We start from the raw sequence: 17908 nt of genomic DNA on the forward strand, positions 1-17908 counted from the left end.
CAAGCCATTATAACCATGTGGTAATAAAGCATTCGTTTAAGCATTTATCCACTATTCACGTTAATTAACAGTTTTTAAACTTACCCTAACAATTCCTTCCCCTGCGCCAAAGCGGCATCCAGGCCCGACGAATCCGAGCCACCGGCCGTAGCGAAGAAAGGCTGGCCACCGCCCCCACCTTTGATGTTTTTAGCAAGCTCTTTCACAACCTGCCCAGCATTGAGGTTTTTAGTCTGAATGAGTGAGTCAGGCAGCATAACGGCCAGTTGGGGTTTCCCGTTGATGTCAGCGCCCAGCACCAGTGCCAGGTTGTCCACCTTTGCTTTCAGGTCATACGCCAGTTGTTTGAGGGCATCGGCGTTCGGCACCTCAACACGTTCAACCAGACGAGTGTGGCCCGGTCCGCCGTTGCGGTTTACGGCTTCCACTTTTTCCAGCAGCTGATTTTTCAACTGCTGTACTTTTTCGTTCTGCAACGCTTCAACCTGCTTCTGCAAGGCGGTTCGTTCCTCCATAAGCGCCTGCACTGCTTTTACCAGATCTTTCGGCGCTTTCAACAGCTCTTTCAACTCACTGACAACCGCCATCTGCTCATTGACAAGCTGTTCCGCTCCGGCTGATGTCTTAGCTTCTACCCGCCGAACACCCGTCGATACGGAGCCTTCGCCCGTAAACTTGAACAGACCAATGTGGCCCGTAGCCGGTACGTGTGTACCCCCACAGAGTTCAACGGAGTAATTCGGGTCGAAGGTGATGACGCGCACAAAATCACCGTATTTCTCGCCGAACAGGGCCGTTGCGCCCATGTTCTTAGCATCGGCAATGGGTACGTTCCGTTTTTCGTCGAGCTTGATGTCTTCGCGAATTTTCTCGTTCACGATCCGCTCCACCTCAGCCAGTTGCTCATCGGTTACTTTGCTGAAGTGCGAAAAGTCGAACCGCAGCGCATCGGGACCTACGTAAGACCCTTTCTGCGCTACGTGCGTACCGAGCACATCACGTAGGGCGGCATGCAGCAGGTGTGTAGCCGAGTGGTTACTACTGGTTAAGCCCCGACGCGCTGTATTGATAACTGCGTATACCGAATCCGCTTCGGTTAACAGATCGTCGATACCGTCCACATTCTGGACAATATGGATAATCAGGTCGTTTTCCTTCTTAGTATCGAGTACGGTCAGGGTTCCGATCTGGTCTGAGTTTGAGAACAGTTCAAGCGTACCTGTATCGCCAATCTGTCCACCCGATTCGGCGTAGAACGGCGTTTTATCCAGCACCACCTGTACCTGTGTGCCCTGCTTGTTCTGAATCTTGCGGTACTTCACAATCTGAGCATAGGCCTCGGGTTGATCGTAACCGACAAACTCAACCTTATCATCCAGTTCAGCTAGATCGATCCAGTCCCCCGCTGATGATTGGGCGTCCTTGCGCGACCGTTGTTTCTGCTCCTGCAATGCTTTCTGGAAACCAGCTTCGTCAATGCTCAAGCCTTTCTCACGAGCGATCAAGGCGGTTAAATCAGCTGGAAAGCCGAACGTATCGTTCAGTTCAAAAACCGTTTCGCCGGGTATTTCCTGTTTGCCTTCGGTTGTCAATTGGCCGATAATCTGATCTAAACGACCGAGCCCGGTACCCAATGTCCGCAAAAACGCGATTTCCTCTTCTCGAATCACGGTAGCCACGAAATCGCGTTGGGCGTTCAGCTCGGGGAAGACGTCGGCAAACTGCATCGCCAGCGTTGGCACGAGCTTGGTCATGAACGGCTCAGTCAGGTTCAAATACGAATAGCCGTAGCGGATGGCCCGACGCAGAATCCGCCGGATCACGTAACCCGCCTTGGCATTGCTGGGCACCAGTCCGTCGGCAATGGCGAACGATACGGCCCGAATGTGGTCAGCAATTACGCGCATCGCTACGTCTGTCATGCTCTTGCCCGCTTCGTACTTTATACCCGACAGTTCTTCGATAACGTTGATCGTACCCGAAAAAACGTCGGTGTCGTAGTTCGATTTCTTGCCCTGAATGGCCATGCACAACCGCTCGAAACCCATGCCCGTATCGACGTGGCGGGCGGGCAGCGGCTCCAGCGAACCATCAGCTTTCCGGTTGAACTGCATGAACACCAGGTTCCAGATTTCGACAACCTGCGGATGGTCGGCGTTGACGAGTTCTTTGCCGGGCGTCTCGGCAACTTCTTCCGCCGAACGTAAGTCCACGTGAATCTCGGAGCAGGGACCGCACGGCCCCGTATCACCCATTTCCCAGAAGTTATCTTTCTTATTCCCGTAAATAATCCGGTCTTCGCCAACGATAGGTTTCCAGAGATCGAACGCTTCCTGGTCGAAGGGTACGTTGTCTTTTTCATCACCCTGAAACACCGATACGTACAACCGGTCTTTGGGCAGTTTATACACCTCTGTCAGCAGTTCCCACGCCCAGGCAATGGCTTCCTTTTTGAAGTAATCACCGAAGGACCAGTTGCCGAGCATCTCGAACATGGTGTGGTGATAGGTATCAAACCCTACATCTTCGAGGTCGTTATGCTTACCCGACACGCGCAGGCATTTCTGCGTATCGGCCACCCGCTTAGAAGGGGGCGTACCGTTGCCCAGGAAGAAGTCTTTAAATTGCGCCATACCCGAGTTGTTAAACATCAGCGTGGGGTCGTTTTTGGCGACCAGTGGAGCCGAGGGGACAATCAGGTGTTCTTTGGAGCGGAAGAAGTCGAGAAAATGCCGACGTATTTCGTGGGAAGTCATTGTTCAGTGAGCAGTTATCAATCAACAGCCAGCAGCCAACAGTTGGATTCTGAGAAACACAGCAGCCAGAAAGCCAACCATAGCCTGTTAGTAAGGCAATTCGTCCCGCAAAATTACGGCAAAACTTGCGTTTATTCAGGCAGATTGGGAAGTTTGTCCAATGGACGGTTCAGGTAAGCTATACTACGGGATTAAAGAAGTGGCAGAGATGTTCAAGATCAATGCCTCCAAGCTGCGCTTCTACGAAAAGGAGTTTCCTACGTTTCAGCCCAAGAAGAACCGCTCCGGCGACCGGGTGTACACCCAGGCTGACATTGACCACTTACGCGAAATTCTTGAGCTGACCACCGAGAAAGGATACACGCTACCCGGCGCCCGTGAGTTCTTAAAAAGTCGGGAAACCGCTCGCCGGGAGAACGCTCGTATGATGGGCAAGCTACTGGACATAAAAGCATTCCTCCAACAAATGCGCGATAGCCTGTAATAGGGATCAGTGAGCAGCCATCAGTTCTTACAGTGTTCAGCTTGTTGGCTGATGGCTGCTCACTGACAACTGTTAAAGTGCTTTCATGAAGGCGACTAGCGCCTTCTTTTCACCGGGAGTCAGGTGTAGCTTGTCTTCGGGTAAGGTTTGGTTGTCGAGGTTAAAGCCTAGTCCGTTGCCTCCGCCTTTGTCGTAAAAATCAACAACTTCTTCGAGCGATCTATAAACACCATTATGCATGTACGGAGCCGTTTTGGCTACATTGCGGATCGTGGGTGTTTTGAAAGCGTGTTTCTGTATATGGATCTTCGTCGTTTGAAATTTACCGAGATCCGGGTCCAGCTGCCGGTTTTCGGCGGTGGCGGGTGTACCAAGCACTTCACTTTCCGTTTTTTGATACGCCGGTGGCACCGTACCGTTGAAAAGAGGATAAAAGTGACAAGTGGCGCACTTTGCCTTGCCCATAAAGAGATTGAATCCGTGTTTTTCTTCTGACGTCAGAGCCGTAGGTTGTCCCCTAAGGTAGCGATCTACCCGCGAGTCAAGATTGGTTAGCGAACGGATGTAGCTAGCGACCGCATTCTTAAGATTTTGCTCAGTTATGCCGTCTTTATAAGTATCGGCAAACGCCTTCCGATACGCTGCTTTGTTCCGTAACGCGCTAACTGCTTTTGGTAACGACCCGTGCATTTCCTGCGTATTCTGAATAACATCACTAGCCTGATCTTCCAGAAATATTACGCGCGAGTCGGCAAACTGAGCAGCCTGAAACGTAGCATTCAACAGCGTAGGTGCGTTACGGGCGATACGTCTCCCACCGAAGCCTATGGCCAGGCTTTTTGGTTCGCCATCGGTAAAGGCTTTGTCGGGCTGGTGGCAGGTCGCACAGGTGCGCCTGGAATCACCTGACAAAATAGGGTCATAGAACAGAAGTTTGCCCAATGCAACTCGGGCGGGTGTTGGACGATCATCGTTTGTATTGACGAAGTAACCCGTATCAAAAGCCTTGAGATCGTTGAGCGTCCGGGCTTCAGTCGATAGCAGCCGGCTCTCTTGAAAAACCGGAATTTCTAATGCCTTTTGCGTATCGAGTAATAGACCACTCAGTACGTTAGCGTGGTTTGTAATAAACCCAAGCCGGTCGAAACTATTGAAGTTTTTCTCGCTTTTTAATGCGCTTATCGCTCCCGCAAACGTCCGATCGAGCAGAGTAGCCAATGCTGCATCTTTAGTAGCTGGCTCATAAATACTTACGTAGCGTTGTAAGCTTTCAAGTGCAGCGGCCGCTTCGGGTAACGAATGCGTGGAAACCGGTGAATCGAAACCGGTGATTCCCAACGAAAGCAAACGAAACACTTCTAATCGTATCGCGTCGAACACATGACTGTCAGTCATTTCGTTGGTTGAAGCTACTTTAGTCAGCCGTCCGACGTTCGATTGCAAAACAGCTGCTTTTGTTAACAGATCCTGATGCTGAGCAGGGTCGTACGGAAACAACAGTTCCTCAATTACCTGAAATCCTTCTGGTTGAATTTGCCGCTGCAAACCGTCATCTTCTTCTACTTCGGGCAAAGCTGGGCCATTTAAGCTCTTAGCCGTTTCGGGATTATAAAGCTCAGCCAAAAACTCAACGCGTTTGTAAGCCAGTCGGGCGCTACGGAACGCCGATTGCATATCAGCGACTGATCTATGAGAGAGAATGATTCGATTCAGGTGTCTGACCGATGAGTCGAGCCCGGCAATATCTTTCAGGTACTGTGCTTTTACCTGCTGCACAGGCGTAAGCCGCGGCTGAAGTAAATAATACGAAACAGCCACTATCAACCCGGTAGCCAGTACCATCAGTGTCCACCGTACACTAGTCCGATTGGCTTTGCTGACGGATGTAGCTGGCGTTTGTTCTGAAAGCATGTGAGTACAGTTTAAATACAGCCGTTTGATGAAGAAAAAAGCCTGACTGGAGACGATTCCAGCCAGGCAAGAACAGTATACGTCGTGTGGATTAACGCGGTAGTCCTTTGATTACTAAAATTTGACTAGCCTGCTTTTCATCCTTACGTTTAGAACCTCCATCAACACCTGCATACTTTGCGTCGGTCCAGGTATGTGGCTGAACGGCCAGTGTAAACGTATTTGGTACACCGATTACGTCAGAAACATCGATTAGCGAACCATATTCCCAGGCTCCAAATTTGGATGACCCACCGACGTTGTACTTGGCAGCATCAGCAGCCGTACGGCGAGGGTCAACCGCCAGCACCGGCTTCAATTCGTTCGTTTTCAGATTTAGCTGATAGATGTACGAATCGTGAGTCTCATCGCCGTAGCCGTTGGGATCTTCCTGTGTATAAAGATAGTTTTCGGTTACGCAGATATTATCTACGTTCTGAAACGCTTTAGCTGGTCCGTTCCGGTCATCGCCGTCCAGAATTACCTCCAGCGAGCCTTTCAGCGGATCAGCATCATTCAGCGTCAGACGATAAACCCGACCGTACTTCGAACGAGAATAATCAGCATTAGCTTGCGAGGTAGCCTGACCTGTCACGTTAAAATACACCTCACGTCCCGTGCTCTTTTTGCGGTAATCAACATCTTCAACCCGACCAAATTTAATGGCTTTCAGATCGTTCACTTTGGCATTGATCTGTGCACCAGTCAAGGTTTTGTGGTTCTCAACCTGCACAAACTCAACCGGATACTTGGTACCAACCTTCATATCCATTTCCTTTTGGTTGTTGTCGCTGCGCTTAAGCATATAAAGCGATCCGTTTTCCAGATCACCAACCGTGTTCGAGACATACATAGCGACCTGACCTCCATTAACGGCCGAATCATCGTCGCCGATTAGAACAATGGTTTTACCAGAATAAGCCTGTTTTGGTAAAGGAACCGCGTTTTCAGCACTCCAGCGTCCTAAACCAGCAATCTCCTTCGAAATTCCAGCCGATCCTACGTCAGCCCGTGGATTAACGCCGTGTGTACGTGACTCTTCGCCACTTTCACCGCTTGTCAGATACAAAGGACCAAAGCCATGCTCTTCCTGGGTAGCCATCGTAGCCGAACAAAGCCGCCAAAGTCCACCGTCCGAGTTAAGGATATATTCACCTTTTACAGGCTTAAACGTCTTGTCTAACGTAATTCGCGATACGGCAAAATTATCTTCGTGATTAACCAGCATGGTATACGTCCCATCGGTGTTCTTAAGTATCCCTGAGCCATCGGCTGACCCTCCAAAAACGAAGGCAGGCGACTGGTCGAGCTTGTCATCGCTTCCTATCAGCGAATAAATCTCTAGATTCTCGAAACCTGGCATTGCTTTCGCTAAGGCAGGCGTTGTGGACTGATTTTTTAGTACAACTTCCGATGTTGGGCCTGTTGGTACATTAGGGTTCTCTTCGTTCGTACAGGCGAGGGCTCCGAAAAGCGAAAGCAAAACGGTTGAAGAGAGAAAAAGTTTGTTCGTACGCATGGGTTTTTGCTTGATGTGTAGACTATTTTTCACAAAATTACCCATTGGCCCAAACAAGTGTGTACCTAAACCATTACGTGTGTGCTATCATTGCAAGGCTACCCTTAACGAAAACTTCACAAATAATTAACAAATACAGTTTATCCAAAAACCTCACCTTTCAAAACACGATCTTCGTTACGGCTATACTATTTTTACCAAATAACTAGAAACACTGATAAATTAGCGTTTCTAACCGTAACGCTACACTGTGTCTTATAACCTTCACCAAATTGGCCTGACGCTCGTTCCGGGCGTGGGCAGCATCCTTGTTCGCCAACTTATTAGCTATTGTGGCGCTGCCGAAGACGTCTTTCGCTCTCCCCTCGCCCGGCTGTTAAAAGTGCCCGGCATCGGCGACGTAACGGCCCGCGCCATCCTGAAGTCAGACGTATTGACCGAAGCTGAACAGGTCGCTAAACGCCTTGAAAAGCTAGGCGCTTCGACTTTGTTTTATACCGATAAAGCCTATCCGAACCGGCTGAAAACGCTTTACGATGCGCCAGCGCTGCTGTATTTTCAGGGAGCCGGTAACCTGAACGCACCACGTACTATTGGTTTGGTCGGCACACGGCAGGCAACCGAATACGGCCGTCGGATTACGTCGGAGATTGTCGAAGCGGTGGCACCCTACGGCGTCAACGTCATTAGCGGGCTAGCCTATGGCATCGACATCGCGGCTCACCGCGCCAGCTTAACCAACGGCTTGCCGACCATTGGTGTGATGGCCAGCGGACTAGACATTATCTATCCAAATGTCCATCAGAAGACCGCGCGGGAAATGACCACGCTGGGTGGTCTGCTCACCGAAAGTCAGCCAGGTACCAAACCCGATGCCCACCTGTTCCCGGCTCGGAACCGGATTATTGCAGGATTAAGCGACGCTATTGTCGTCGTGGAAGCCGCGGCCAAAGGGGGAGCACTTATTACGGCCGAATACGCTAATAACTACCATCGCGAAGTCTTTGCCGTGCCGGGACAGTTAAATCAGGCGTTCTCGGCGGGTTGCAATAAACTCATCCGCGAAAACAAAGCGCAAATTTATACAAGCCCCAAAGACCTGATTGAGACCCTGAATTGGGATCGGGACGTTGATCATGTGTCCAGCAAAAATATAGCCCCGGCTTTGCCCGTTGACATCACCGAAGAAGAAAGCCAGATCGTGGCCCTGCTACGTCAGTCAACGGATCTTCACATTGATGATTTAAGCTGGCAATCGCAGATTCCGATGGGCCGCCTGGCTTCGGTATTGCTTAATCTGGAGTTTCGGGGCTTTGTACGCTCGCTGCCGGGGAAGAAGTATGCAGTGGTGTATGTGTAGGCATTTCGTCCTTTAAGCCCACTCCCGACAACCGCCTTATTTTCATTTCGGAGAGCAGATACACGAGCTTTTGTACCGCAAATTCGTACGACAAACCCTCGGGACGGATGTTTGAGACACAGTTTCTTGACTCATCCGTTAAGCCCGGTTTAGGCTGGTAGGTCAGGTAAGCGCCCAAACTATCGGGCGACGATAGACCCGGTCGTTCGCCAATGAGTACTACCACCATTTCGGCGTTTAGCTGGTGCGCGATCTCGTCGCCGATGGCGACACGCCCCTGCTCAACCAGGCAGAGCGGAGCCAGTGACCACCCTAGTTCCTGCACGGCTTTCACCAGTGAGGAGACAACGGGGATGGCATGTTTGTTAATCGCCGTGGCTGATAGTCCATCGGCTAAAACGATGGCGATATCAACAGTAGATACTGTTACTGCCGATTGGCCGGTAAAAGTTGTCCGGCTCTCTGGAGTTGTGCCAACAAGGCCCCTTTGTCGGCTGGTGTCGAGGCTACCCGTACGTAGCTTCCGACCTAAATCCGGGCGCTGCAGGTACTGCCGCCGATCGGCGGCCTGACTGTGCAGTAGCAACGGGTCGGGGCAGATAGTGTTCAGCTGGTTCAGTAAACCAGACGTGTCGAGTTCAGAGTACACCGCATCACGCGCCCGGGCGTGGTCGAGCTGAAAGCTCAGTAATGCGTCGGTTGGTAAACTATGGCCGACGCGACCCTGCGCAATGCGGGCAGCCGTGTGCTGTTGCAAAAACGCCCAGGGGTCGGTGGTTGTCATAGTTCTCAGGGGAGTTATCTGGATAAACTAACCACAAAATAGCAAACAAAGCAAGCTGGTTGGGATTATTGCACTAAAGCGTTATCCGGTTGGAGATTGGAAAAAGTTGCTAAACACCGGTCGGAGACCGGATAACGCCAGAGCATAGTCTGAAACTATGCTCAACATGGCTCACTCAAATAGTTGTTAAAGGTTACAGTAAGCACTCAACTTATAGTTTAGTTTGATTCAATCACTTTTTCAACTTAGTTGGTTTAAAAAGCGGAGTATAGACTTATACAAGTTGTGGTGTTACGTTTGTATCCCGAAACAGACCGTCCATACGATCAAGAGATGTTAACTAGCCATCGATCTAAGCTTCTGCTTTGCTTAACCACAGTAAGCGTTATTGCCCATACAGCCTTTGCCCAACCTAACAATGAATCGACACCGGCTCCTAAAGCAGCGGGCAATCCGGTATTCCCCGGCTGGTACGCTGATCCCGAAGGGGTTATTTTCGGTAAGAACTACTGGATTTACCCGACGTACTCCGCTAAGTACAATGAACAGGTGTTTTTTGACGCTTTTTCGTCTCCAGATTTAAAAACCTGGACCAAGCACCCACGCATTCTCGATTCGGCAGCGGTTAAATGGGCGAAACGTGCCCTGTGGGCACCCGCTATCGTCGAAAAAGGGGGCCGATACTTTTTGTTTTTCGGCGCGAACGATATTCAAAGCAATAAAGAGTTGGGTGGCATCGGGGTAGCCGTAGCCGACAATCCCGCTGGCCCTTTCAAAGACTACCTGGGCAAACCCCTGGTCGACCAGTTTCATAACGGTGCCCAACCGATCGACCAATTTGTGTTTAAGGACAAAGACGGGCAGTATTACCTTATTTACGGTGGCTGGAAACATTGCAACATTGCCCGGTTAAAGGACGATTTTACGGGGTTCATTCCTTTTGCCGACGGTACTACGTTTCGGGAAATTACCCCCCAGAATTACGTGGAAGGGCCAATCATGTTTATCCGTAACGGCAAGTACTACTTTATGTGGTCGGAAGGGGGCTGGACCGGGCCAGATTATTCGGTAGCGTACGCCGTTGGTTCGTCACCGTTTGGCCCGTTCGAACGAGTTGGCAAAATCTTGCAGCAGGACCCGACGGTCGCCACCGGCGCAGGCCACCATTCGGTCATTCAGATTCCCGGAACGGACGAATGGTATATTGTCTACCACCGACGCCCACTAACTGAAACGGACGGGAACCACCGCGAAACCTGCATCGACCGGCTTTATTTCGATGAGAAGGGGGCGATCAAACCCGTAAAAATCACCACAGTAGGCGTTGAAGCGCGCTTGTTGAAATGAGTCATTGATGGTCAAGCATGGTCAGGCATAGGCAAGAACATCGGCGTTCTGAATCAATGACTTACAAAGCCTGGCCGTACTTGACAACTATTGAAGTGGTTACATAATGACCCCCTTTTTAAATTCCTTCCAGTAACCGATGGCTGGCTGAAGCGGGTAGCAGGCGTCCGTTTGTATCTATGAGATTCATTTGCAGAAGCCACTGGTCGAACTCGGGCGCGGGACGCAGTTTCAACAAATCTCTGACGTAAAGCGCATCATGAAAACTAGTACTCTGGTAATGTAACATCACATCATCGGCACCCGGAATGCCCATAATGAACGTAACGCCCGCCGTACCCAGCAAGGTCAACAAGGTATCCATATCATCCTGATCGGCTTCGGCGTGGTTGGTATAACAAATGTCTACGCCCATTGGCAGCCCGAGCAGTTTTCCGCAGAAATGATCTTCCAATCCAGCCCGGATGATTTGCTTCCCGTCGTACAGGTATTCGGGCCCAATGAAACCAACGACCGAATTAACCAATAATGGTTCAAACGCCCTCGCCAGCCCATAGGCACGAACTTCGGCGGTTTGCTGATCCATACCCTGATGCGCATTAGCCGATAGCGCACTCCCCTGCCCTGTTTCGAAATACATAACGTTATTGCCCAGCGTACCACGGTTCAACGAGCGAGTAGCTTCTAACCCTTCCTGCAACAACGCCCGATTTATGCCAAACGACGCATTCACGCCTTCGGTCCCCCCGATGCTCTGAAATGCCAGATCCACCGGTGCGCCCTGCTCAATGGCTTGTAACGTAGTGGTCAAATGGCTCAGGACACAACTCTGGGTTGGAATGGCAAACCGCTCACGTACCACATTGAGCATCTCCAGCAATCGAATGGTTGTCTGGACGTGGTCCGTTGCGGGGTTTATACCAATCACGGCATCACCAGAACCATACAAAAGACCATCAATCAGACTGGCGGCAATTCCCCGGGCATCGTCGGTGGGGTGGTTGGGTTGTAAGCGTGTCGACAGTCGACCAGACAATCCAATCGTGTTCCGAAACTTGGTAACGATCTGGCATTTAGCCGCCACAGTAATCAGATCCTGATTACGCATCAGCTTCGACACAGCCGCCACCATTTCGGGTGTCAAGCCAGTTGCTAAAGTCTTCAGCGTTGGCGTATCGGTCGGCCCGGCCAGCAGAAAGTTTCTGAAATCCCCAACGGTAAGGTGGCTGATTGGAGCAAAAGCGTCAGCATCGTGACTGTCGATAATGAGTCGGGTTACCTCATCCTGCTCATAAGGAATGACCGCTTCGTTCAGAAACGTAGTCAGTGGCAACTCTGCAAGAGCCATCTGGGCTGCCACACGTTCTTCGGCCGACTGAGCCGCTACGCCTGCCAGTTGATCTCCCGAACGCAGCGGTGTGGCCCGGGCCAGCAGCGTTTTAAGGTCTTCAAAGACATGCGTTGTCTGGCGAACAGTGTGGCGATATGACATAGGAACAAGGTTGCAATCAGTAAATATACGCTTCGGGCTCATTTGGTGAACGCGCAAACAAACCGCTTAACTTTTAGGTAATACAAGAATATACTAACACTAAACCAATTTTCGATCATGGGTAAAGGCGACAAAAAATCCCGCAGAGGTAAGATTTCAATGGGTTCGTATGGAAAGACCCGGCCGAGTAGCAGCAAGCCCTCAACGGCTCCTAAGCCAGAAGCTAAGCCTGAATCGTGAGTTAGTGTCACAAAAAAAGCGTTCCCGATCAATCAGGAACGCTTTTTTTGTAGCCTGGACGTGGCCGCTGGTACCGCACCGGTAGACCGGCCAGGCTACTACCGCGATTTCGCCTTTGTTGGTTTTGGACTTGGCTTTACGGGATCGGGGCTCGTCGGTACAACGGGTTGGGGTTCCACCGGCACAGGCTCAGAACGGCGGCTACGGCCTTCGCGAAAAATGACAAAGCCAATCAGCGCAATCAGCAGCACGTTACAGATCAAATCAATTGTGTCGCCCAGTCTGGCCAGGGGCGGATCAAACCGGAACTCAATGGTATGTTTACCGGCCGGAACCCGCATGGCCCGTAATACGTAATCAGCTCGTAGGTGCTCCGCCGGTTTATCATCGACGAACGCCTGCCAATCTTCGTTGCCCCGGTAATAAATTTCGGAGAAAACGGCCAGTCCGTCACGAGCAGCATTCACATTATAAATTAGTTTATCGGGCCGGTAACTCGTTAGCTGAATGGTGCTGCCGGTATGGTCCATCGTGGCTGGTAAATTACCCAATTGGGCCGCAAACCGTTTGTCGACCACCACCGAATCCCGCGGATTCAGCGTTTTCATGACCGCAATTTCTTCGTCAGCGTTATTCACTTGCTGCACATGCCCAACAAACCAGGCCGCTCCCAACACTTCCGGGTTCGGCACAACAGTCAGGCCAGGCAATTGCTGCGGGTTGGAGGGGTCAGGTTGACCGTTTTGCAGTACGTACTTCGCGTTCAGCATGTTCAGGATATTGAACGTATTGGGCTGAAACGCGTACGTGACCAATTCGTTATACCGACGCAGCTTTGCCGCATGGTAGCCACCGATGGAGCGATGGAAATACGACGTTCGGTTGCTGCTCATGAAGTCGCCAACCGACTCAAACACCCGATACCCCAACGATTTGTCCTGAAGAATCTGCTCGTCGGCGGGTGTTGGTTCAAACACTTGGGCGATTTGCGATTTAGGTACAAAGTCGCTGTTATTCAGGAACCGTTTATCGACGCTGAACAGGTCAAAAACGACAATGGCCAGCAGAACCGGATAAAATACAGCTGCTTTTATTTTATTCGTAATGAACGCCCACAAGGCACCTGCCGTCAATAAAATTAAAATCAGAGAACGGAAGGCGTCGCTCCGCATCATGCTCTGCCGGTCGCTGATGAGCGCCGGTTGAAACTCTTTACCCGCTTCACCAAAGTAACTGCTCAGAATGCTCGCGTCTTTTGCCGATTGAAAGGAAAACAACGTACTGCCCAACACCGCCAGAATTAGGGCAACTCCCGCCGTCAGGCCGAGGCTGATGAGTAACGGTTGCCGCAATTGAGCGAAGGTCAGCTTCTTGCTTACAATGGTCTGTATCGCCAGCGCAGCACCGACCCCGATGAATAATTGCGCTAATCCCACCGCCATGGTCATAGCCCGGAACTTGTTCAGGTATGGCAGATAATCGAACAGAAAATAGTTGATGGCAGGCAGGTATTTCCCCATTGCCAGCACCAGCAACAGGAGAGTTGCACTCAACAACCACCATCGAATTGGCTTTTGGATGATGAACATGCCCAGCATAAACAAGAACAACAGGGCGGCTCCTGCATAAGCCGGACCACCCACAATGGGTAAGTCTCCCCAATACGTTGGAGCCCCCAGCTCGGCAAACTGCTTGGCCTGAGCCGGTTCGAGGCCCCGGTTGACGAGCGCCTTATAAAACTCCGAATCCGTCGACAAGCCACCACCCGGCCCACCACCGTAAATATTGGGCACGAGCAGCGTCAGCATCTCAGCAAAGCTATAGCTGTAGGTGAACGCGTACTCTTTATCTAACCCACTCTGCGACTCGTTCTGAGCTGACTTCCCATCAGGGTTTGTCGTTTTTGCGGTCAGCTCCGACGTCCCCCGAATCGTTTCTTTGGTGTATTGATTGAGAACTAACAGGCGTTTACCAAAGCTACCAGCGGCCAACACGCCAACCACGGCTAAGGTTGCTAAACCAAGCGCCAACTGCCGGGTTTTGCCCGCCCGAAAGAGCGAGATCGCTTCGATGAGCACGTACAGGCCGATGGTCATGAACAGGTAATACGTAATCTGGATGTGGTTGGCACCCAGCTCCATACACATAAACAAGCCCGTGACAGCGGCTCCTACCCAGTAACGCCCTCGCAATATCAGGACGATACCCGCCAGCAGTCCGGCCCCGAAGCCCATGGCGTAGAGCTTTGAGATATGCCCTGCTTCGAGGCTTACCATGCCAAACGTACCGAAGCCATAGGCAACGCCACCCAATGCTGCCAGCCAGACGTTACAACCCAGCACAATCAGCAGGAGGTAAGCGCCCAGCATAATCATAAACAGCACCGCCACCGTATTGGGGACCAGCGACAGCACGCCCATCACGGCCTTATACACAAAAATATAAGGGTAATTAAAATCAATCATGTAGCCTGGCATACCGCTGAAGACAGCATCGGTCCAGAGCGGCTTCTCCCCGGTTTGCTGACCGATTTCACGAATTTCGCGGGCTGACGCCACCGCCTGCTGCACGTCGGTCATGGTCAGGGTTTTACCCGACATCACTGGTGACAAATAGATGAAAGCCAGCGCGAGCAGGCCCAGTACAGCGATCAGATGCGGGCGCAGGCGTTGAAAGAGGGTTGGTTGGTTCATAAAGTTTACTGGAACGTAGCCCAAAGATAAGGCTTTAGGCAATAACGGCGGGCGGGGCCGGCGGATTGTTGCTGGGTAATAAGCAAACAAGCCCGACACTGTTAGCCGGGCTTGTTTGCTTATTTTATTTTGTGTTCAATTATTTCCTCCTGTACTTGTCGTGTGAACTGTCAGGATCATCGTTTGGTAGAGCGGCCAGCAGTTGAAGTGTTAAGGGTTCTTCCGCCGTACGTAATTCATCAAGTCGGCCAACCCATCCATTATGTACAAATCGAATTACACTGACAGAATATCTTTCTCTTTCGCTACGAACGTATCGTCGATGCGGGCGATGAAGGCGTCGGTTAATTTTTGTACGCGTTCTTCGCCTTGTTTGACCAGGTCTTCAGAAACGCCTTCCTTAGTCAGCTTGCGGATGTCTTCGTTGGTGTCCTTGCGGATGTTACGGACGTTTACTTTGGCCGTTTCAACCTCTTGCTTCACCTTCTTAACGAGGTCGCGCCGACGCTCTTCGGTCAGGGGGGGCACACTCAACCGGATCAGTTCGCCGTCATTGTTTGGGGCTAATCCAAGATTTGAATTACGAATCGCCTTTTCAACCTCGCCGATTAGCTTTTTTTCAAACGGTTTTACAACTATGGTCCGAGCGTCGGTTGTATTGACAGAGGCCACCTGGTTAAGGGGCGTTAACGCTCCATAATATTCAACCTGAATGCCGTCCAGCATCTGGGCGCTGGCTTTACCGGCCCGAATTTTGGTCAGTTCGATGGACAAGTGCTTGAGTGCCTTTTCCATCGTATCTTTTGCATCGTCGAGAAATAGCTCGATCTCTTCCATTCTGGTATAAAGTTGTAGGGTTGTAAAGTTATAGAGTTGTAAAGTTGCACAGATGAGAGTGGCAGCAACCAACACGTTATACCTGTACAACTCTATAACCTTACAACTTATTTATTCAGGTTTCGATGTAATCAGTGTTCCGGCATCGCCATCGCCCAGCACAACCCGCATCAGACTACCCCGATCGTTCATGTTGAAAACGATGATAGGCAGGTTATTTTCCTGACAAAGCGTAAAGGCAGTCAAATCCATTACGTTTAGTTTCTTTTCGTAAACGTCTTCGAAGGAGATGGTTGTATAGCGCGTGGCGGTTTTATCCTTCATGGGGTCGGCGGTGTACACACCGTCTACTTTGGTCCCTTTGAGCACCACATCAGATTCGATCTCGATGGCCCGCAAGCTAGCGGTGGTGTCGGTGGTGAAATAGGGACTACCCGTTCCAGCACCAAAGATCACAATGCGACCTTTTTCGAGGTGACGCACGGCCCGCCGACGCACATAAGGTTCGCAAACCTGCTCCATTTTGATGGCCGACATCACGCGGGTATACATGCCATGTTTCTCGAGTGAACTCTGAATGGCCATCGCATTGATGACCGTGGCGAGCATGCCCATGTAGTCGCCCTGTACCCGATCAATTCCCGACCGTTCTCCAGACACGCCCCGGAAGATGTTACCTCCGCCGATGACGATGGCCACCTGAATGCCCATGTCCACTACTTGTTTGATTTCCTGACTGTATTGCTCCAGTACGGCGGGGTCGATGTTGTAGCCGGATGGGCCAGCCAATGCTTCCCCGCTCAGTTTAAGCAGGATTCGTTTGTACTTCGGTTCTGGTATCATGAAGTGAATTTTGCGCGGGCAAAGATAAGAAAAACCGTGGGGCATGGCGCACAGGGTTCAGCGTTTCTCTCCCTTCTACTGGGCCATTCGCTATGTTTTCTACGAAAAATCGATCAGTACCTGTCCTTTCTCGACCCGGTCTCCTTTTACAACCCGGATCGATTTTACCGTGCCATTTCCGGGTGCTTTCAAATTGTTTTCCATTTTCATGGCCTCCAAAATCAGCAGGCTGTCGCCTTTGTTGACAGTATCGCCTGGCTGGACACTTATTCCTACGATCAACCCTGGCATAGGCGCTTTTAAGTCATTCACTTTGGCTCCAGCGGCACTGGCCATCCCCATTTTTTCGAGCAACAGGTCGAAGCGATCCTTAAGTTGAACCTGGTGGATGTGGCCGTTGATTTTCAACTCAACCGTCTTGTCGTCCGAATGAATGGCCAGCACTTCTGCGGTATAGGAACGATCATTGTGTAAAATATGGAACGTCCGATCTGACAGCTTGATCAGGTCCCAGGCAAAGGATTCACCGTTTAGTGTTGGACCGGTGGGCGTGAAATCAATACTGACAGGCTGTTCGTTAAGTGTAGTTTGGTACATAGAGATAGGGTTTTCGGAATACACTTTTCAGTACACGGTAAATCGTATACCGAAAAGCGTGTATTATGTTTTATTAACGAGCCAGATGCCCAGCAAGCACACGCCCATGCCCGCAAACTGCACGGCGTAGATGGTCTCACCGTCCATAACACCCCACAGGAGCGCCACGATGGGAATCAGATACGTAACGGATGCGGCAAACAGCGGAGACGCCAACTGCATGACCCGGTTGAAACAAATTGACATTAAGCCCGAGCCGAAAACGCCAAGCGTTACCAGCGCGGCCAGTGACCAACTATTTTCTGGATTTGTTAACCGGCTGAAGAAGTCGGTCGGTAAGAGCGTTAACAGGGCAATGGGGCCAGCAAAGGCAAACAACCAGGCCGTTGACACCAGGGCGGGCAAATGACTTATGTAGCGACCAATGAGGTTGGTGTTTAACCCGTAACAAATGGTGGCTAGTACGACCAGCAACGCATAGCCGTTGATCTGAAACGAGCCCGTTGCACTAAAAAACACGAGTAGCAACGATCCCGCTAAGCCTAGCAGAATACCTGCTACTTGCCGAATTTTTAGTGCTTGCCCGAAAAAGACAGCTCCCAAAATCAGGGTGAACAGCGGACTGAGCGAGTTAAGCGCCCCCGACAATGAACTGTTCAGATGAGCGCCTGCCTGCGCAAACAAAAACGCGGGAATCACAAACCCAATAACCGACGATGCCAGCAGGGCCACCCAGCGGTGCCGCACGGATACCCGAATGTCGGCCCGTCGGCTTTGTTGCGCCAGAAAAGGCGAAAAGAACAGTAGGGCGAAGACCAGCCGACCGGCACCCACCTGCTCGGGGGGAAAGGCAATGAGGCTACGTTTGATCAGGATAAATGAGCTTCCCCATACAAAGGCAAGTGCACACAGCAACAGCCAGGCTAACAACGGGCGACTTTGCGGAATAACAACGGGTTCTTCGGTTGTCATTTGTTTCTGACAGGATAAACAGGATGGACAGGAT

At 51.0% G+C, this 17908-nt stretch carries 14 protein-coding genes; 4 read left to right on the forward strand and 10 right to left on the reverse strand.

The window, feature by feature from the left end:
- Nucleotides 1-80 precede the first annotated feature (80 nt).
- Entirely contained in the window at nucleotides 81-2756 is a 2676-nt protein-coding gene (alaS, locus tag ACFSUS_RS06505; RefSeq protein WP_381520768.1) for an alanine--tRNA ligase, read from the reverse strand.
- A 160-nt stretch (nucleotides 2757-2916) separates the two neighbouring features.
- On the opposite strand from alaS, the gene ACFSUS_RS06510 reads away from it, so the two are divergent.
- Nucleotides 2917-3240: a MerR family transcriptional regulator gene (locus ACFSUS_RS06510; RefSeq protein WP_381520771.1), complete on the forward strand. Its 324-nt coding sequence runs from the start codon at nucleotides 2917-2919 to the stop codon at nucleotides 3238-3240.
- A 72-nt stretch (nucleotides 3241-3312) separates the two neighbouring features.
- Here the strand turns inward: ACFSUS_RS06510 and ACFSUS_RS06515 are convergent, their stop codons facing one another.
- Together ACFSUS_RS06515 and ACFSUS_RS06520 are read right to left on the reverse strand one after the other, a co-directional pair.
- Entirely contained in the window at nucleotides 3313-5151 is a 1839-nt protein-coding gene (locus tag ACFSUS_RS06515) for a cytochrome c peroxidase (protein WP_381520773.1), read from the reverse strand.
- Nucleotides 5152-5242: 91 nt separating this feature from the next.
- On the reverse strand, nucleotides 5243-6709 hold the full coding sequence (locus ACFSUS_RS06520; protein WP_381520776.1) for a hypothetical protein: 1467 nt from the start codon (nucleotides 6707-6709) through the stop codon (nucleotides 5243-5245).
- Nucleotides 6710-6959: 250 nt separating this feature from the next.
- Here ACFSUS_RS06520 and dprA point away from each other — a divergent pair, with 250 nt between their 5' ends.
- On the forward strand, nucleotides 6960-8069 hold the full coding sequence (gene dprA, locus ACFSUS_RS06525; RefSeq protein ID WP_381520779.1) for a DNA-processing protein DprA: 1110 nt from the start codon (nucleotides 6960-6962) through the stop codon (nucleotides 8067-8069).
- Here dprA and eutC read toward each other — a convergent pair.
- Nucleotides 8002-8853, reverse strand: coding sequence for an ethanolamine ammonia-lyase subunit EutC (eutC, locus tag ACFSUS_RS06530; protein ID WP_381520781.1), 852 nt, complete (start codon nucleotides 8851-8853; stop codon nucleotides 8002-8004). The genes dprA and eutC overlap by 68 nt on opposite strands.
- A 333-nt stretch (nucleotides 8854-9186) precedes the next feature.
- Between eutC and ACFSUS_RS06535 the strand changes: the two genes are divergently transcribed.
- Nucleotides 9187-10200 (forward strand): glycoside hydrolase family 43 protein, encoded by a 1014-nt coding sequence (locus ACFSUS_RS06535; protein ID WP_381520784.1) that lies wholly within the window; start codon nucleotides 9187-9189, stop codon nucleotides 10198-10200.
- Between the two features lie 118 nt (nucleotides 10201-10318).
- On the opposite strand, the gene ACFSUS_RS06540 is transcribed toward ACFSUS_RS06535, so the two are convergent.
- The gene (locus tag ACFSUS_RS06540) at nucleotides 10319-11692 is read right to left on the reverse strand and encodes an ethanolamine ammonia-lyase subunit EutB (RefSeq protein WP_381520787.1); all 1374 of its coding nucleotides are present in this window, start codon (nucleotides 11690-11692) and stop codon (nucleotides 10319-10321) included.
- A gap of 117 nt (nucleotides 11693-11809) precedes the next feature.
- Between ACFSUS_RS06540 and ACFSUS_RS06545 the strand changes: the two genes are divergently transcribed.
- Complete coding sequence (locus tag ACFSUS_RS06545) at nucleotides 11810-11932, forward strand: 30S ribosomal protein THX (protein ID WP_381520790.1); 123 nt, start codon at nucleotides 11810-11812, stop codon at nucleotides 11930-11932.
- Nucleotides 11933-12030: 98 nt separating this feature from the next.
- On the opposite strand, the gene ACFSUS_RS06550 is transcribed toward ACFSUS_RS06545, so the two are convergent.
- The 5 genes from ACFSUS_RS06550 to ACFSUS_RS06570 form a co-directional block, all read right to left on the reverse strand.
- On the reverse strand, nucleotides 12031-14625 hold the full coding sequence (locus ACFSUS_RS06550; protein ID WP_381520792.1) for a hypothetical protein: 2595 nt from the start codon (nucleotides 14623-14625) through the stop codon (nucleotides 12031-12033).
- 276 nt (nucleotides 14626-14901) lie between these two features.
- Nucleotides 14902-15462 carry a ribosome recycling factor gene (gene frr / locus ACFSUS_RS06555; RefSeq protein WP_381520795.1) on the reverse strand — a complete coding sequence of 187 codons (561 nt, stop codon included), beginning with the start codon at nucleotides 15460-15462 and terminating at the stop codon, nucleotides 14902-14904.
- A 111-nt stretch (nucleotides 15463-15573) separates the two neighbouring features.
- The gene (gene pyrH, locus ACFSUS_RS06560) at nucleotides 15574-16305 is read right to left on the reverse strand and encodes a UMP kinase (RefSeq protein WP_381520797.1); all 732 of its coding nucleotides are present in this window, start codon (nucleotides 16303-16305) and stop codon (nucleotides 15574-15576) included.
- A gap of 99 nt (nucleotides 16306-16404) precedes the next feature.
- Nucleotides 16405-16902, reverse strand: a complete 498-nt coding sequence (locus ACFSUS_RS06565; RefSeq protein WP_381520800.1) for an acetyl-CoA carboxylase biotin carboxyl carrier protein subunit — start codon at nucleotides 16900-16902, stop codon at nucleotides 16405-16407.
- Between the two features lie 63 nt (nucleotides 16903-16965).
- Nucleotides 16966-17874: a DMT family transporter gene (locus ACFSUS_RS06570; RefSeq protein ID WP_381520802.1), complete on the reverse strand. Its 909-nt coding sequence runs from the start codon at nucleotides 17872-17874 to the stop codon at nucleotides 16966-16968.
- Between the last annotated feature and the right edge of the window lie 34 nt (nucleotides 17875-17908).

This window comes from Spirosoma soli, assembly GCF_042684525.1.
GTDB classification, from domain to species: domain Bacteria; phylum Bacteroidota; class Bacteroidia; order Cytophagales; family Spirosomataceae; genus Spirosoma; species Spirosoma soli.

Coding starts and splice junctions, on each gene's coding strand:
- ACFSUS_RS06550 (WP_381520792.1), bottom strand. CDS start 14,625: ATGAACCAACCAACCCTCTTTCAACGCCTGCGCCCGCATCTGATCGCT.
- frr (WP_381520795.1), bottom strand. CDS start 15,462: ATGGAAGAGATCGAGCTATTTCTCGACGATGCAAAAGATACGATGGAA.
- ACFSUS_RS06510 (WP_381520771.1), top strand. CDS start 2,917: ATGGACGGTTCAGGTAAGCTATACTACGGGATTAAAGAAGTGGCAGAG.
- ACFSUS_RS06570 (WP_381520802.1), bottom strand. CDS start 17,874: ATGACAACCGAAGAACCCGTTGTTATTCCGCAAAGTCGCCCGTTGTTA.
- ACFSUS_RS06540 (WP_381520787.1), bottom strand. CDS start 11,692: ATGTCATATCGCCACACTGTTCGCCAGACAACGCATGTCTTTGAAGAC.
- ACFSUS_RS06535 (WP_381520784.1), top strand. CDS start 9,187: ATGTTAACTAGCCATCGATCTAAGCTTCTGCTTTGCTTAACCACAGTA.
- ACFSUS_RS06545 (WP_381520790.1), top strand. CDS start 11,810: ATGGGTAAAGGCGACAAAAAATCCCGCAGAGGTAAGATTTCAATGGGT.
- ACFSUS_RS06565 (WP_381520800.1), bottom strand. CDS start 16,902: ATGTACCAAACTACACTTAACGAACAGCCTGTCAGTATTGATTTCACG.
- alaS (WP_381520768.1), bottom strand. CDS start 2,756: ATGACTTCCCACGAAATACGTCGGCATTTTCTCGACTTCTTCCGCTCC.
- pyrH (WP_381520797.1), bottom strand. CDS start 16,305: ATGATACCAGAACCGAAGTACAAACGAATCCTGCTTAAACTGAGCGGG.
- eutC (WP_381520781.1), bottom strand. CDS start 8,853: ATGACAACCACCGACCCCTGGGCGTTTTTGCAACAGCACACGGCTGCC.
- ACFSUS_RS06515 (WP_381520773.1), bottom strand. CDS start 5,151: ATGCTTTCAGAACAAACGCCAGCTACATCCGTCAGCAAAGCCAATCGG.
- ACFSUS_RS06520 (WP_381520776.1), bottom strand. CDS start 6,709: ATGCGTACGAACAAACTTTTTCTCTCTTCAACCGTTTTGCTTTCGCTT.